This is a genomic window from Seongchinamella unica, assembly GCF_004354085.1.
Taxonomy (GTDB): Bacteria; Pseudomonadota; Gammaproteobacteria; order Pseudomonadales; family Halieaceae; genus Halioglobus; species Halioglobus unicus.
This window is the reverse complement of record NZ_SMSE01000001.1, coordinates 1,485,066-1,500,495: the sequence shown is the minus strand read 5'-3', so window position 1 is coordinate 1,500,495 and position 15,430 is coordinate 1,485,066. Positions and strand designations below refer to the sequence as shown.

The 15,430-nt window shown below is 62.6% G+C and carries 12 protein-coding genes and 1 tRNA gene; 3 read left to right on the top strand and 10 right to left on the bottom strand.

Annotation, left to right across the window (positions count from 1 at the left end; all coding sequences use genetic code 11):
* Positions 1-2: 2 nt before the first annotated feature.
* Together E2F43_RS06620 and E2F43_RS06615 are read right to left on the bottom strand one after the other, a co-directional pair.
* Positions 3-854, bottom strand: a complete 852-nt coding sequence (locus E2F43_RS06620; RefSeq protein ID WP_133210792.1) for a hypothetical protein — start codon at positions 852-854, stop codon at positions 3-5.
* A 20-nt stretch (positions 855-874) separates the two neighbouring features.
* Positions 875-2,224 carry a glutamine synthetase family protein gene (locus tag E2F43_RS06615; protein WP_133210789.1) on the bottom strand — a complete coding sequence of 450 codons (1,350 nt, stop codon included), beginning with the start codon at positions 2,222-2,224 and terminating at the stop codon, positions 875-877.
* Positions 2,225-2,348: 124 nt separating this feature from the next.
* Here E2F43_RS06615 and E2F43_RS06610 point away from each other — a divergent pair, with 124 nt between their 5' ends.
* Both E2F43_RS06610 and epmB read left to right on the top strand, forming a co-directional pair.
* Positions 2,349-3,632, top strand: coding sequence for an NAD(P)/FAD-dependent oxidoreductase (locus tag E2F43_RS06610; protein ID WP_133210787.1), 1,284 nt, complete (start codon positions 2,349-2,351; stop codon positions 3,630-3,632).
* A gap of 52 nt (positions 3,633-3,684) precedes the next feature.
* Positions 3,685-4,695 (top strand): EF-P beta-lysylation protein EpmB, encoded by a 1,011-nt coding sequence (gene epmB / locus E2F43_RS06605; protein ID WP_133210785.1) that lies wholly within the window; start codon positions 3,685-3,687, stop codon positions 4,693-4,695.
* 231 nt (positions 4,696-4,926) lie between these two features.
* Here the strand turns inward: epmB and E2F43_RS06600 are convergent, their stop codons facing one another.
* The 8 genes from E2F43_RS06600 to bioB form a co-directional block, all read right to left on the bottom strand.
* Positions 4,927-7,293 carry an SO2930 family diheme c-type cytochrome gene (locus E2F43_RS06600; RefSeq protein WP_133210783.1) on the bottom strand — a complete coding sequence of 789 codons (2,367 nt, stop codon included), beginning with the start codon at positions 7,291-7,293 and terminating at the stop codon, positions 4,927-4,929.
* A gap of 291 nt (positions 7,294-7,584) precedes the next feature.
* Positions 7,585-7,661: transfer RNA gene (locus tag E2F43_RS06595), tRNA-Pro, on the bottom strand.
* Between the two features lie 59 nt (positions 7,662-7,720).
* Positions 7,721-7,933: a DUF3094 family protein gene (locus E2F43_RS06590; RefSeq protein ID WP_133210781.1), complete on the bottom strand. Its 213-nt coding sequence runs from the start codon at positions 7,931-7,933 to the stop codon at positions 7,721-7,723.
* Between the two features lie 242 nt (positions 7,934-8,175).
* Positions 8,176-9,966: an acyl-CoA dehydrogenase C-terminal domain-containing protein gene (locus E2F43_RS06585; protein ID WP_133210779.1), complete on the bottom strand. Its 1,791-nt coding sequence runs from the start codon at positions 9,964-9,966 to the stop codon at positions 8,176-8,178.
* Positions 9,967-10,164: 198 nt separating this feature from the next.
* Positions 10,165-10,842, bottom strand: a complete 678-nt coding sequence (gene bioD, locus E2F43_RS06580) for a dethiobiotin synthase (RefSeq protein WP_133210777.1) — start codon at positions 10,840-10,842, stop codon at positions 10,165-10,167.
* The gene (gene bioC, locus E2F43_RS06575) at positions 10,839-12,437 is read right to left on the bottom strand and encodes a malonyl-ACP O-methyltransferase BioC (RefSeq protein WP_133210775.1); all 1,599 of its coding nucleotides are present in this window, start codon (positions 12,435-12,437) and stop codon (positions 10,839-10,841) included. The genes bioD and bioC overlap by 4 nt, the downstream gene beginning before the upstream one ends.
* Complete coding sequence (bioF, locus tag E2F43_RS06570; RefSeq protein WP_133210773.1) at positions 12,422-13,585, bottom strand: 8-amino-7-oxononanoate synthase; 1,164 nt, start codon at positions 13,583-13,585, stop codon at positions 12,422-12,424. Before bioF ends, bioC begins: the two co-directional genes overlap by 16 nt.
* Positions 13,586-13,593: 8 nt before the next feature.
* Entirely contained in the window at positions 13,594-14,640 is a 1,047-nt protein-coding gene (gene bioB, locus E2F43_RS06565) for a biotin synthase BioB (protein WP_133210771.1), read from the bottom strand.
* A 76-nt stretch (positions 14,641-14,716) separates the two neighbouring features.
* Here bioB and E2F43_RS06560 point away from each other — a divergent pair, with 76 nt between their 5' ends.
* Complete coding sequence (locus tag E2F43_RS06560) at positions 14,717-15,421, top strand: ComF family protein (protein ID WP_133210769.1); 705 nt, start codon at positions 14,717-14,719, stop codon at positions 15,419-15,421.
* Positions 15,422-15,430: the final 9 nt, after the last annotated feature.

Below are 15,430 nucleotides of genomic sequence, written 5' to 3'. Positions count from 1 at the left end.
CCTCAAGCCGCTGCCGGGGCTTCCTTGCTGGTTTCGGCCTGCCATTCAAACACATTCAACTCGATAAATATAAACGCGAACAACCACAGGGCGGCGTCCCAGAAATCCAGGAAATCGCCGGCCACCCCCCAGTATCCGGCGCAGGCGAACAGGGTGCCGTACAGCGCATACTTGCACACCAGGGTAACCCGCATGATCCGCTCTGAGAGGTCGCCCCGCAGCTGCAGACGTACCTCGACCTCCAACACAATAACCACCAGCAACCAGGTCGCGGAGTTGATCACGTCGGTCCAGGCGAGCCAGCGTGCCTGCTGCAATATTTCGCCCTGGGCAACGATATCGAAGTCGCCGATCTGGTAGACCGGCTGCACGAGGGAGGCACAATTGGCAGCGGAAAGCGGTTCGTATTCGTCGATGTCGAGCAACAGGGCAAGGCTCTGGTCGAGGCTGTGACAGGCATCGAAGCCCGGGAGGGCAGTCACCTGATACAGCGTCACCAGCTCGGCGTAGTATCCGGTAAAGGCGTAAAACACGGCCGCGTAACACACCAGTCGCAAACCGTGAAGCAACCACTTCACCGGCCCGCGAATACGTGCATCGTCCAGTACCGAGGTCTCCAGTTCGAACAACAGCAACAGCACGACCCATGCCGTGGTGTCGATGGTGGCGGCGAACACCTGGATGACCTGGCCCAGTTCATAACCGTCAACGAAGGTGTGTTTCAGCGCGCCCAGCTCTTCCTGCAGGAAGAGATAGACATTGAGGCTGAGCAGCGCGTAGACGAGATACTTGACCAGGGTGAACAGGCCGTAACGGGCATTGCTGGTGCCTACCAGGCCGTCAGTGTCCTTCATCCTGCCGTCGCCGCTCCCATTCAGACCTGCAGCAGCAGGTGTTCCCGTTCCCAGGAAGAAATGACCCGGTTGAATTCCTCGAATTCATCGCGCTTGACTGCGGCATAGGCCTTGAGGAAAAGCGCGCCAAACACCTCCTGCACCTCCGGCGAATTGCCCAGGTTACGCAGGCCTTCCTCCAGCGTGCGCGCCACTTCCACCTCGTCCTCATTGGCGGTGCCCTGGTGGGGCTTACTGGGCTTGAGCTGCTTCTTCATACCCAGGTAGCCGCTGGCGAGGCTGGCGGCAATCGCCAGGTAGGGATTTACGTCGGCCCCCGGGAAGCGGTTTTCCACCCGGGTGGCGGCCGGGCTGCTCGCCGGGACCCGGAAGGCGGTCGTGCGATTGTCCAGGCCCCAGTTGAGATTGATGGGCGCGGAGATGTCCGGTGCCAGCCGGCGATAGGAGTTCACGTTGGGGGCGTAAAAGCTGATCAACTCGGGCGTGTAATGCTGCAAGCCGGCGATATAGCTGAGAAAGGCCTCGGTGTGCTCACCCTGCTCGGTAATGAAAATATTCTCTCCGCTGTCGGCGCGCACAATGCTCTGGTGCAGGTGCAGGGCACTGCCGCACTCCTGCTGCATGGGCTTGGCCATAAAGGTGGCGTACACCCCGTGTTTATGGGCGGTTTCCCGCACCGTGCGCTTAAACGTGAACACCTGGTCCGCCAGGTCCATGGCGTCGCCGTGGAGAAAATTGATCTCCATCTGCGCGGCGCCGTTCTCGTGGATCAGGGTGTCGACCCGCAACTGCTGCGCCTCGGCGTAGTCGTACATGTCCTCGACAAAGTCCTCGAACTCCGCCACCGCGTCGATGCTGTAAGAGAGTCGCGAGGTCTCCTTGCGCCCGGAACGACCCTCGGGCGGGGAGAGCTCGTAATCGGGGTCGATGTTGCGGGCCACCAGGAAAAATTCCACCTCTGGCGCAACCACCGGCTGCAGGCCATCCGCTGCATAGAGATCCAGTACCTTGCGCAGGACATTGCGGGTGGACAGGGGATGGAGCTTGCCATCCATGGTGTAGCAGTCGTGGATGATCTGGGCGGTAGGTTCCCGCGCCCAGGGGACCACACGCATGGTGGACGGGTCGGGCACCAGGATCATATCGGCGTCGGTGGGCTCCACCAGCTCCCAGTGCTCATCGCAGTATTCGCCGGTGACGCTTTGCACCATGATGCTTTCCGGCAGCCGCGGCTCGCCCATGTCGAGGAACTGGTTGGCCGGGATAAACTTGCCCCGGGCGTTGCCGGTCATGTCCGGCACCAGGCATTCCACTTCCGATATCTGGTGCTGTTTCAGCCAGTCCTTGATGACCTGCGTGTCGGTACTCATACCATATCCATGTGACCCAAAAGCCGAGTATCGCGGCGAAACCTGCCCGGTTCAAGGGCTTTGGGGCCGAGCTAACCCTAACGTGTTATGACCGGACCATGCCCCGAAACGGTATATTGCCACCATGCAAAATACAGCTCATGTCGAATCCTGGTATGCCGCTACCGCCAACCAGCAGCTGGAGTTTCCTCCCCTGCTGGGCGAGGCCTCGGCGGACGTCTGCATTATTGGCGGTGGTTACACCGGCCTTTCCACCGCCATTCACCTGCGCAAGGCGGGCTACAGCGTTATTCTGCTGGAAGCCAACAAGGTGGGCTGGGGTGCCTCCGGGCGCAACGGCGGTCACGTGGGGACCGGCCAGCGGGCCGATCAGGAAACCCTGGAGAAGATGGTGGGCCTGGACCACGCCAGGGCCTTGTGGGACCTCGGCCTGGAGGCGGTGGACACCGTCTGCGGGCTGATCGATGAATACCGGATCGACTGCGAGCTGAAGACCGGCAACCTGCATGTGGCCTCCAAGGCCCGGGAACAGTCCGGGTTCATCGCCGAAGCCGAGCACCTGCAGAAGGTCTACAACTACGGGCAAATTCGCTACGTCGATCCGACGGAACTGGCCGAAATGACCTCCGGCCAGGGCTTCCACGGCGGCGTACTCGATGAAGGGGCCCGTCACCTGCACCCGCTGAATTACGCCCTGGGGCTGGCCCGGGCCGCCAGCGACCTGGGGACACAGTTACACGAGGGCAGCCGGGTGCTGTCCTACACCGAGGGTCAGCAGGTAACGGTAAAGACCGACCGGGGTACGGTTAAATCCCGCTACCTGGTGCTGGGTTGCAACGGCTACCTGGAGAAACTGGAACCGCGCACCGCCGGGCGCATCATGCCCATTAACAACTACATGCTGGCCACGGAACCCCTGCCGGAGGAGACGGCCCGCCGCCTGATCCGCGACGACACCTCCATGTCCGATAGCCTGTTTGTGATCGACTACTGGAAGCTGTCCGCCGACAACCGCCTGTTGTTTGGCGGTGGCGAATCCTACACCCGCCGGTTTCCCGCGGACATTGGCAGCTTCGTGCGCAAGTACATGCTGCGCATCTACCCGGAGCTGGCCAACACCCGCATCGACTACGGCTGGGGCGGCACCCTCGCCATTACCCTCAATCGCATGCCCGACGTCGGCCGGCTATCTTCCAGCGTGTTCTACGCCCACGGCTACTCCGGCCACGGCGTGCCCACAGCGACCTTCGCCGGCAAGCTGCTGGCGGAAGTGATTTCCGGCAGTGCCGAACGCTTCGATATCATGGCCAGGGTACCGTCAAAGACGTTCCCCGGCGGCACCCTGCTGCGCTTCCCCGGCCTGGTGGCGGGCATGCTGTTCTACAGCCTGCGGGATCGACTGGGCTAGGTCGTCGCAGCTGGTAGAATAGCCGGCCACTCAACACCTGGACACAATACCGTTGATACCCCTGGCCGATATCCAGCCCGCCAGCGACTGGCAATCCCAATTACGCGACGCGGTGAATTGCGGCGAGGAATTGCTCGCGCGGCTGCAGCTGACTCCGGAACAGACCGGGTTTTCCAGCGCCGCGTGCCAGTCCTTCGCCCTCAAGGTACCCCACAGCTTTGTCGCCCGGATGCGGCCGGGTGACCCCGCAGACCCCTTGTTGCGGCAGGTGCTGGGTCACAGGCTGGAGCTGCTGCCGACCCGGGGCTACAGTGACGACCCGGTGGGCGAAACCGGGGACGCCATCACTCACCCGGGTATCATCCAGAAATATTCTGGCCGGGCCCTGCTGATTCTCAGCGGGGGATGCGCCATTAACTGCCGCTACTGCTTCCGCCGCCATTTTCCCTACAGCGAGAATCGCAATAGCCGCCAGCAGTGGCACGACGCGCTGCAACATATCGCCGCCGATGCCAGCATCACCGAGGTGATACTCAGCGGCGGTGATCCACTGCTGGTCTCTGACCGGCAGCTGGCAACCCTGGTCGAGCAACTGGCCGATATCCCCCACCTCAAGCGCCTGCGGGTTCACAGCCGGATGCCGATCGTCTTGCCGGCACGGGTCACTGGCGGGCTGCTGGCCTCACTGACCAGCACCCGACTGCAGCCGGTAATGGTGGTGCACAGCAATCACGGCAACGAGATCAACGGCGAGGTCAGCCTTGCCCTGCACAAGCTGTTGGATGCGAACATCCCGGTCCTCAATCAGGCCGTACTGCTGGCGGGCATAAACGACAGCGAGGATGCGCTTGCGGACCTCAGCGAGACCCTGTTCGCAGCGGGCGTGCTGCCCTACTACCTGCACCTGCTGGACAAGGTGCGCGGTGCAGCGCATTTCGATGTGCCGGAAGAGAAAGGGGTAACACTCATCAGCCAGCTGGAGCGCCGCCTGCCCGGCTACCTGGTGCCGCGATTGGTGCGCGAAGAGGCGGGGGAGCCGGCCAAGGTCCGCATCCGCGGCTAGCCTTTGAACTGAGGGCCACTGAGCTGTTCCATATCAAGTTGAGAGACCTCGCCGCGATGTATATCCGGGCCCCGATGCCGAGATCACCGGGAGCTGCGAGGTCGAGACGCTTACTCTAAGCGGCGCATAAAAAAATACCCGTACCTGGCGATACGGGTATTTTGTCAACGTCCTGAGATATTTTTAGACACACTCACAGGCCGATCTTTGTTCTCACTGCCTGTGGCCGCGTTACTCGCAGGCGCCGTGCAGGCTGTTAATCCATTCGCGGATCAGGCCGACACCTTCGGTGTGAACCAGGCTGCGGCCGATTTCCGGCATGCGCACGTCGGGCTCATTGGAGTTCATGCGGTAGGCGGTGATGGAGGCGTCAGCGTCGCCGGGAACGATGTCAAAACGCAGTCCACCTGAGCCGGCCCCGGCAGCCACCGGCGTCTTGCAGATGCCGTAGCCGGTATCGACTTCGCGCCAGTACTCCAGGAACAGTGCCGAATTGCTGGCAAAGCCGCCCGGGCTGTGACAGTGGGCGCAGTTGGCGTCCAGATAACCCTTGGCGCGGTTTTGCAGCTCTGCCGCGTTGTCATCCCAGGCCGGTACCGTGTCGATGGTCGCCAGGTCGTCGGGCAGGCCCACCAGCACACCCTGCTGTTCCATATAGGCCAGCTGGTTGACGGTCTTGCCATTGTACTGACCGTCCATGTTGAGAAAGCGTGCCTTGGGACCTATCGGGGTGATCACCGTCTCCTGGTTGACGCCGCTACCGGACTCGGAACGAACGGTGCTGTGACAGGTTTTGCAGCTGTTGGCATCGGGAATCACGTACTGGGTGCTGCGAGTGTTGCCATCGCTGTGAATCCAGCTGATTTCGCGCGTGCCGCCGGCCAGGGTCAGGTCGGCGTCGCTGAGGTCCTCGCGCCAGATAAACGGCAGCGCTTTCCAGCCCTCCTTGCGGTGGATCAGCAGACGGGTCTCGATGATCTCTTCCCCCGCGGCCTCGTTGAGGAAATCCCGGGGCATGGTGAAGGTCTTGGCGATGATGGTACCCACCGGGAAGTCCAGGCTGCTGCGGGAGTTATACGCCGCCTGCTTGCCCTCGGGTACGAAAATGAAGCGGTACTTGGCCGCGTAGTCGGTGAACAGCGGAGTGATCATGTCGTAAGCGATGCCCTTATTGGCGCCGCTGCGGGGATCACTGGCATCCGCGAACAGGTTATAGGCGGACAGGCTGTCACAATTGACTTCCACCGCGTCCAGGTTGGGCTCGTCGCCTTCGGGGGTACAGATCGCGGCGATTTCTTCCTCGGTCAGCGGTTTCTCCCCTTCACTGATTTCTTCCGGGGTATCCAGTACCACTTCCGGCAACGAGGCGTGGGCGCAGTCGAAGTAGTCGCGATCTACGGCCGGGCCGTTCTCGCCCATGAGAATGCCCACGGTTACCGTTTCATCTTCGTTGACACAAATCCGGTCGGCATCTTCAAAACGACCGTTTTCCTCGCCGATGCCGTCGTAAAATACGTCCGGCAGGCCACCGACGGCAGCGAACAGGGGAGCGACTTCCGCGGCAAGTTCCGCCGGCTCGTAGCCGTTGTTACGGTAGTGGTTGTCGTGAATGTAGACCCGCCGGGGCGCGCCGTCGTAGGTAACGTCGTCTGTCGGGCGGCCGGCAATATCGTAGTGCACCACGACAATCGCCGCAGACTGGTTGTCCTCAATGACATTGTCGAACACCTCCACGTCGTCGAAGGCCATGATCAGCATGCCGGTACCAGTGGGAACCACGCCGACGATACTGCCGCCGGGGGCAAAGTTGGTGGTGTTGTTGCCACGAATGACGTTGTTGTAGACCTTGGTGCGCTCGCCTTCCCGGGACAGGTTGGGCAGGTCGAAAACCAGTACACCGCCGGTATTGTCGATGGCTTCGTTGTCGTAGACCTCAGAGTTGCTGGAGTTTTCGATCTCGATGCCCGCCACGTTCAGCGAGACGTGGTTGCGCCGCACGATGATCTTGTCGGACTGGCCCACGTAGACACCGGCGTCACTGGCGCCGATAACAATGCTGTCTTCAATCAGCACGTTTTCGGTTTGCACCGGGTAAATCCCATAGGCGCCATTCTCACCACAGGCCCCGCAGGTCCACTCCACCCGCAGTGCGCGCATGGTGACACCATTGCTGAATTTGAATTTGATGCCATCGGAAGGCGGATCGACCACAGCGAAATTTTCCAGTACCACATTATTGCTGGTAACCAGGACGCTCTCGCCACCGCTGGTCTGGGCGTCGAAATTGAGAATGGTCTTGTCCTGTCCCTGGCCGCGGATGGTGACGTTGTCCACGTCCAGGCTGATGGCGGAGCTGAAGAAGAATTCACCTTCGGGCAGCTCGATGATCTGTCCCGGCTGGGCTTCGATCAGGGCTTCCATAAGGCGGGGCTGGAAGTCTTCACCCGATTCGATGATGACCAGGTTGGGATCGACTTCCTCTTCCGGTTGCTCGATCACGGGGGATTGGTCATGCTTTGGCGAGGAGCTGCCGCCACCACAGGCGGTCAACAGGCTCAGGCCCAGCAGCAGTGCCAGCAAATGGGTTGTGTGTTTCATTGTCGTGCGCTCTTGTTGTCAAGTCAGCTTCGCGGGGTGTGGGGCGAAGACCAACGCGCATCATATGACCCAGGCTGAAACCAACCTGAAAACGGGTGTTGATTGCGGTTGATCGGGATATCGGCATCTACTGCGGCGTCAATACTCCTGCAACCGGTTGTCTGTTCGCAGTGTCACCAGCGCCATCGGCAGAGGGCGGCCAGCAATACAACAAGCGCAACGGAAAAGGCCCTGCAAACAGGGCCTTGTGAGATTTTTAGTTATAGATGGGTACTGAACTTTATCGCGAATTGGTCGGTGTGAGAGGATTCGAACCTCCGACCCCTTCCTCCCGAAGGAAGTGCGCTACCAGGCTGCGCTACACACCGTGATTTGTTGAGGCCGCGTACTATACCAAATGCTTGGGGGCGAACCAATGGGCTGTTGCCTAGTAAACCCCCGCCCAGCGGGCCAGCCACTGGCTGAAGATGCTCAGGCCCATCACCACCACGACCAGCATGATGAGCAGGCGGCCCGGGCGGAAGGGTTTGCGTTCTACCGAGTTCACCCCTCGCTTGAGGAATGCGTCCACCTTTTGCTGGTCTTCCGGGTAGAGGCTGTTCTGGTGGGAGCGGTCTTGCTCGGTCTGGTCATTGGTCATGTTTGGCTACTGCATCAATCGGTCAGGTTGTCGTGCTCCCGGGTATTTGGGGTCAGAGTAAAAACTCGCCTGAACCTTGGGCCGCTGTTGCGACGCCAGAACCCGGGCGAGTTTTTACTCTGACCCCATCTCCCCCCCGCTTTTCGGGTATAAAAAAAGGGGAGAACACGGTTACGCGTATTCTCCCCTCGAAAGTAGGGAATGTCACCCCCGAAATCGGGATGACTCCCCAGCAGCATTGGTCAGACTGCGAACAGCTCCTCGGGCATTTGCATGAGGTTGTCGGCGCCGGCCAACATGGTCGCCTTGAGCGACTCGGTGCGAGGCAACAGGCGTTCGAAGTAGAACTTGGCTGTCATCAGCTTGGCTTCGTAGAAGGACTTGTCCTCGCCACCTTCGGCAATTTTCTGGCGGGCGACAATCGCCATCCGGGCCCAGAAGTAGGCCAGCGTCACGTACCCGGAGTACATCAGGTAGTCGACGGCGGCGGCGCCGGCTTCATCCGGGTTGGCCATGGCGGCTTCACCGATCTTCATGGACAGGCCCAGCCACTCGTCGCTGTGCGCCTTGAGGGGGGTGAGGAACTGCTTGTCTTCTTCACTGCCACTGGCCACCAGCTCGTCAATCATGGCGGTAAACTGGGTCAGCAGCTTGCCGCCGGAGCCCAGTACCTTGCGGCCAATCAGGTCCATCGCCTGGATACCGGTGGTGCCCTCGTACAGCATGGCGATGCGGCAGTCGCGAACGATCTGCTCCATACCCCACTCCTGGATAAAGCCGTGACCGCCAAACACCTGCACGCCGTGGTTGGCCGCTTCGTAACCGGTCTCCGTCATGAAGGCCTTGGCGATGGGGGTCAGCAGGGACATCAGGTCGTCGGCTGCCCTGGCTTCTTCCTCGCTACCCTTGTCGACGATATCGCCCTGCATGGAGAGGAAATACAGCATGGCGCGACTGCCCTCGGCGAATGCCTTCTGGGTCAGCAGCATGCGGCGAACGTCCGGGTGCACGATGATCGGGTCGGCGGGGCCGTTGGGGTTTTTGGGACCAGTCAGACTGCGCATGGCCAGACGGTCCTTGGCATAGGCCAGGGCACCCTGGAAGGACAGTTCCATGTGCGCCAGGCCCTGGGCAGCCGTACCGATACGGGCGGTATTCATGAAGGTGAACATGCAGTTCAGGCCCTTGTTTTCGGGGCCGATCAGGTAGCCTCTGGCACCGTCGAAGTTGAGCACCGCGGTGGCGTTACCGTGAATGCCCATCTTGTGCTCGATAGAGGCACAGTGCACGGGATTGCGCTCACCCAGGCTGCCATCGTCATTAACGTTGACCTTGGGGACGATAAACAGGGAGATGCCCTTGGTGCCCTCGGGGGCATCCGGGAGACGGGCAAGAACGATATGAATGATGTTGTCCGTCATGTCGTGCTCGCCGGCACTGATGAAAATCTTCTGGCCGGTAATGGCATAGGAACCATCGGCCTGGGGCTCGGCCTTGGTGCGCAACAGGCCCAGGTCGGAACCGCAATGGGATTCAGTCAGGCACATGGTGCCGGTCCACTCGCCGGAGATCAGGCGAGTCAGGTACTTGTCCTTCTGCTCGGGACTGCCGTGTTCTTCGATGGTCTTGATCGCGCCGTGGCTGAGACCGGGATACATACCCCAGGCCCAGTTGGCGGTGCCGACCATTTCAGTGTTCACAATTCCCACCAGATTGGGCATGCCCTGGCCGCCGTACTCGACGTCGGCAGAGAGCGAGGGCCAGCCGTTTTCCACAAACTGCTGGTAGGCCTCCTTGAAGCCGGTGGGGGTTTTCACGCCCTCTTCACTCCAGGTGCAGCCTTCCTGGTCGCCGCTCTGGTACAGCGGAGCCAGTACGCCCTCACAGAATTTCGCCCCTTCCTCGGTGATCGCGTTCATCAGGTCGGTGGTCGCTTCTTCATAGCCGGGCAGAGTCTGGTACAGCTTCTCCGCTTCCAGCACTTCATTCATGACAAAACTGATATCGCGCAGGGGCGCCTTGTACTCTGGCATGGTGGTTACCTCTTTCGATGGTCCGACCCGGGGTTGGCAGCAAGCGCTACGCCACGGGGCCTATGTAAGCAGTGCACACATTTTGCGTAAAACGGGTGCAAAGTCAAATATCTTTTTCGCTGTCAGGCCCCGGTTGCGGGAGAAATCTGGTTATAAGTGTCATATCAGGCAGGGCGCCCGACATTATGTAGCAAGCACTTACTTACCTATAAGTGCCTGCAAAGAAAGGAATTCTGCGGCGGAGCGGGCATTCCAGGGGTCGAGCCGGGGAATCTCGCCCAGCAAGGGCGCGGGTAGCCAGCGCCGCAAGGTGTCCAGGTTTTCCGGGTAACAGCTCATGGTCTCGCCAGCCTGGTTGGCCACCCAGCCGGCCAGTGGCAGGCCGTCGCGGCGCACTGCCTCGGCAGTCAACAGGGCGTGGTTGATACAGCCCAGGCGCATGCCCACCACCAGGATTACGCCCACCCCCAGTTCCCGCGCCAGGTCCGCCAGGGTCTCGCGGCTGGACAGCGGAACGCGCCAGCCACCTGCGCCCTCTATCAACACCAGGTCGCTGCCGGCCATCATCACCCCGCGGCAAAGCCCCGCCAGCCGCGAGGCCTGCAGGTTGCGACCCGCCTGCGCCGCGGCAATATGCGGAGCAATGGCGGGCTGCAGGGCCACCGGGTTGACCTGATCGTAGTCCAGCCGGGCGGTCATGCTCGCCATCAGCTGCAGGGCGTCCTCATTCTGACCGCGGTCATCACAGCCGGCAGCGACCGGTTTGACTGCAGCGGTGCTGAGACCGGCACTGGCGGCCGCCTCCAGCAACGCACAGCTGACGGCGGTTTTGCCAACTTCGGTGTCGGTGCCGGTCACGAAATAGGTGCGGGTCATAATTTCTCCAGAGAGCCAAAATATACCTGGTAAGTCGCCGGCAGAATGTCCTCTTCCCGCCACTCCTCGTAGGCGCGCATCATCCCCTGCAACACCCGGCGACTGCTGAGACCGGCAGGCCTGTTGCGGTTGACGTTGTGGGCGCCCAGGGTTTTCAGCTCGTTCAACAGCTCGCCCACCTTGCTATATTCCATGCGGTAGACCTGCTCGGTCACGTTCAATGCAAGCTCACCCTGACTCTGCGCCGCACGATGCAGTGTTTCCAGGGGCAGGAAACTGTTCACATGCTGGTGCTGGTCGACTGCCGCCCAGGCGGCGCGCAGCTCTCTCAGGGTTTGCGGCCCCAGGGTGCTGAACACACAGCGGCCGCCGGGGCGCAGCACTCTGGCCAGCTCGGCAAACAGCAGTTCGGCACGATGGCACCACTGCAGCGCCAGGCTGCTGAATATGAGGTCAACCGAATGACTGGCCAGCGGCAGCGCCTCGGCATCGCCTACCACCCAGCTATCGGCCCCGGCATGGTTTTCCCGCGCGTACCTCACCATGCCCTCTGCCAGGTCCAGGCCAAGGTAGGTGGCGGCGGGAAAACGGCGCTGGAGCTCGGGGCAGAAATAACCGGTACCACTGCCGAGGTCCAGGACAGTCCCGGGCTGCGTGTCCAGTACATCGAGGGTATGCAGCAGGGCCAGCCCCACGTCCCGCTGCAGTCTGGCGACCGAATCGTAACGGGGCGCGGCGCGACTGAAGGACAGGGCCACATCCGCCTTGGCCACCGGGGCCGGAGTCCGGTCGGCCTGTCGCAGGCGTCCGCGGGCGTGCAGAAACCGGTACAGGCGGGCGGTTATCTCTTCACCGCGCTCCAGCGGGGCCAGGTGACTGGCAGCCGCCAGGGTTGCCACCTCGGCGGCGGTGTTGCCCGCCAGCAGATCATCAACGGCGCTGCCAATGTCAGCCGCCAGTAGCTGGTCATTGTCGCCCAGCAGGTGCAACTGGGGCACGGCCATGCGCGACCAGGCGTCGCGCTGGTCGAGTTGCGCCAGCCACTGCAAACCGACGTCCAGGGAGCTCTCAGTGCAACGGCCCCGCATGGCCTGCAGGGAACGAAGCAGGTCCCGGGCGCGCGCCGCTCCCGCCACCTGCAGGCTGTCGAAACGGCGCAGGCCGGTCACCGGGTTGTCCGCCACCATCTGGCTGAACCGGGCCAGGGTTGCAGCAGGCATCCCCGGCCAGTTCTCGGTCGCGGTAAACCGGGGGCTGCTGCAAAGGGTGATCACCGCGGTGGTTTTCCCGGGTCGCCGGGCGGCGAGAGCCATGGCCAGTTGCCCGCCCAGGGACCAGCCGAGATAGACCGCGGGGCCGGGCACACTGCTTTCGATCGCCCGCAGCAGCCCTTCCAGGTCCAGGTCCGGCTGATGCATTCCGGGTGCCAGGCCGGGTAAATCCAGCAGGGTAAGGTTGGCCCAGGGCCTGAGCGCCGGCAACAGCGAGCGCCAGATGTCGCGGTTAGCCCCCCAGCCGTGGAGCAGCACCAGTTCGGCTACGGCGGCATCGGTGGCAGGCAGGTATTCGCGCCCGATCGTTACTGCGGTCGGCAAAGCGCCAGCTCCTCCAGCAAGCGGTCGACCTGCTCCTCGCTGTGGGCTGCGCTCAGGGTGATACGCAGGCGGGAGGTACCCGCAGGGACAGTGGGGGGACGGATAGCACCGATTAACAGGCCCCTCTGCCGCAGTGACTGGCTCATGTCCAGTGCGGTGCCCGCATCGCCCACCAGCAGCGGCTGGATGGCGCTCTGTGAGTCCATCAATGGCAGCTGCAGTTGTTCGGCACCCTGGCGGAAGCGCCTGATCAATGCCGCAAGATGCTCCCGCCGCCAACTCTCCTCGCGCAACAGGGTGAGCGACGTCAGGGTGGCGGCGGCCAGGGCGGGACTGATGGCGGTGGTATAGATATAGTTGCGGGCCTGCTGAATCAACGCTTCGATCAGGGTATCGCTGCCGGCGACGAAGGCTCCGCCCGTGCCCAGCGCCTTGCCCAGGGTCGCCATCAGCACCGGCACATCATCCTGCCCCAGGCCGGCGGCGGCCACGGTACCGGCGCCATTGTCGCCACTCACGCCAAAACCGTGGGCATCATCAACCATCAGCCAGGCGTCCTGCTGCCGGCACAGGGCCGCCAACTCCGCCAGGGGCGCGGCATCACCGTCCATGCTGAACACCCCGTCGACCACCACCAGCCGGGGGCCTTCAACCGCGGACATTTTGCGCGCCAGGTCGACTACATCATTGTGGGCAAAACGGCGGAAGCGGGCTCCGCTGTGCAGGCCGCCGTCCAGCAGGGAGGCGTGGTTCAGGCGGTCCTGGAACACGCTGTCGCCGCGCTGCAGCAGCGTGGCCAGAGTCCCGGTATTGGCGGCGAAGCCGGAGGAAAACAGCAGCGCCCGGGAACGGCCGGTGTGCTCCGCCAGCGCTTCCTCCAACTGCTGGTGGGGGCGGCTGTGGCCACACACCAGGTGCGAGGCACCGCTGCCCACGCCATAGTCAGCCGCCGCCTGCCGGAAGCTGGCCACCAGCCGCGGGTGGGCGGCCAGCCCGAGGTAATCATTGCTGCAAAAGTTGAGGTAGTCAGCGCCGTCCAGGCGCACGATGGGGCCCTGGGGGGAATCCAGGGTCAGTCGCCGGCGATAGAGCTGCTGCTCCCGGCGCTGCGCGAGAACGGCACCGAGTCGGTGTTCAAATTCGGCCACCACACGGCTCAGGCGCTGGCGGCCGTCGCGTCGTAGTAGTACGGGCTCGGATTTTCCGGGGCCTGGGCCACTTCCCGTTGCTCCGGGTTAATGCCCAGGCGGGCAAACAGGGCCAGGTCCTGATTGGCCCGGGGGTTGGGTGTGGTCAACAGCTTTTCGCCGTAAAAGATGGAGTTGGCACCGGCAAAATAGGCCAGGGCGTGCATCTGCTCGTTCATTCCCTCGCGACCGGCTGACAGGCGCACGTGGGAGGCGGGCATCATGATACGGGCGACGGCAATGGTGCGGATAAACTCGATGGGATCCAGGTCCTCCTCGTCCGCCAGTGGCGTACCTTCAACCCGCACCAGCATATTGATGGGAACACTTTCCGGGTGCTGGGGCAGGTTGGCCAGGGCCTGGAGCATACCCGCACGATCGGTTTGTTGCTCTCCCATGCCGACAATGCCCCCGCTGCAGACCTTCATGCCGGATTTGCGCACGTGATCCAGGGTATCCAGGCGGTCCTGGTAGGTACGGGTGGTGATAATGTCACCGTAGTATTCCGGGGAGGTATCCAGGTTGTGGTTGTAGTAGTCCAGCCCGGCCTCCGCCAGTTCTTCGGCCTGTTCCTCTGTGAGCATCCCCAGGGTCATGCAGGTCTCCATGCCCAGTTCGCGCACGCCCTTCACCATGGCCACGACATGGGGCATGTCCCGGGGCTTGGGGCAGCGCCAGGCGGCGCCCATGCAGAAACGGGTGGACCCCGCTGCCTTGGCGGCCCGGGCCTGCTCGAGCACTTTTTCCACTTCCATCAGTTTTTCCACTTCCAGGCCGGTGTCGTAACGGGTGCTCTGGGGGCAATAGGCGCAGTCCTCGGGGCAGGCGCCGGTTTTGATGGAAAGCAGTGTGCTCACCTGCACCTGGTTTGGGTCAAAATACTGACGGTGCACGCTCTGGGCTGCAAACAGCAGGTCGTTGAAAGGCAGGGCAAACAGGGCCTCCACTTCCTGGCGTGTCCAGTCATGGCGTATCTCCTGGGCATCGGGCGCAGGGCGGGTGGTGGCTGTGCTCATATCACACCTGAAAAGAGAATGCGGAAGCCGGTAATGATAACCCCAAGCCCCGTGCTGTCAACCTGCAGGGCGCACAATGGTTAACAGCCTCCTCGGGCGCCTCGCCGACGCCCTGTTCCCCAATGTCTGCTGCCTTTGCCAGTGGCGGTGCCCGGGCAGGCTGCCGCTGTGCGCCGACTGCCGGAACGAGCTGGCGGCCAATGCGCGGTGTTGCCGGCGCTGTGCCCTCCCCCTGGCCAGCGATAGCCTCCTGTGCGGGCAATGCCTGCAGGCTCCCCCCGCCTTTGACCGGGTTGTCGCCCCATGGCTCTACGGCGAATACTTTGCCTATATCCTGCGGCGATGGAAGTTTCAGGATGATCTGGCGCTCACGCCGTTAATGGCGGATCTCTGGTTGCGCAGCGCCGACGTCACCGTACTGCCCGACATTCTGCTGCCGATACCCCTGCACTGGTATCGGCAATGGCGGCGCGGGTATAACCAGGCGGAACTGCTGGCGGGGGAGCTCGCCCGGGCGCTGCCGGGCCTGCCAGTGGACGCCGGACGACTGAGGCGCACCCGCGCCACCGCGGCCCAATCCGGCATGGACGCCCGCCAGCGGGCGCGCAATCTGCAGGGCACCTTTACTGTCACCGGGAGCTGTGACAACCTCCGCGTGGCGCTGGTAGATGATGTGCTCACCACCGGAGCAACAGCCCGGGAGGCGGCGTCCGCGCTGCGGCAGGCGGGAGCGGCGCGCGTCGACGTCTGGTGCCTGGCCCGCACTCCACCTCCACAATAGCGGTACTGT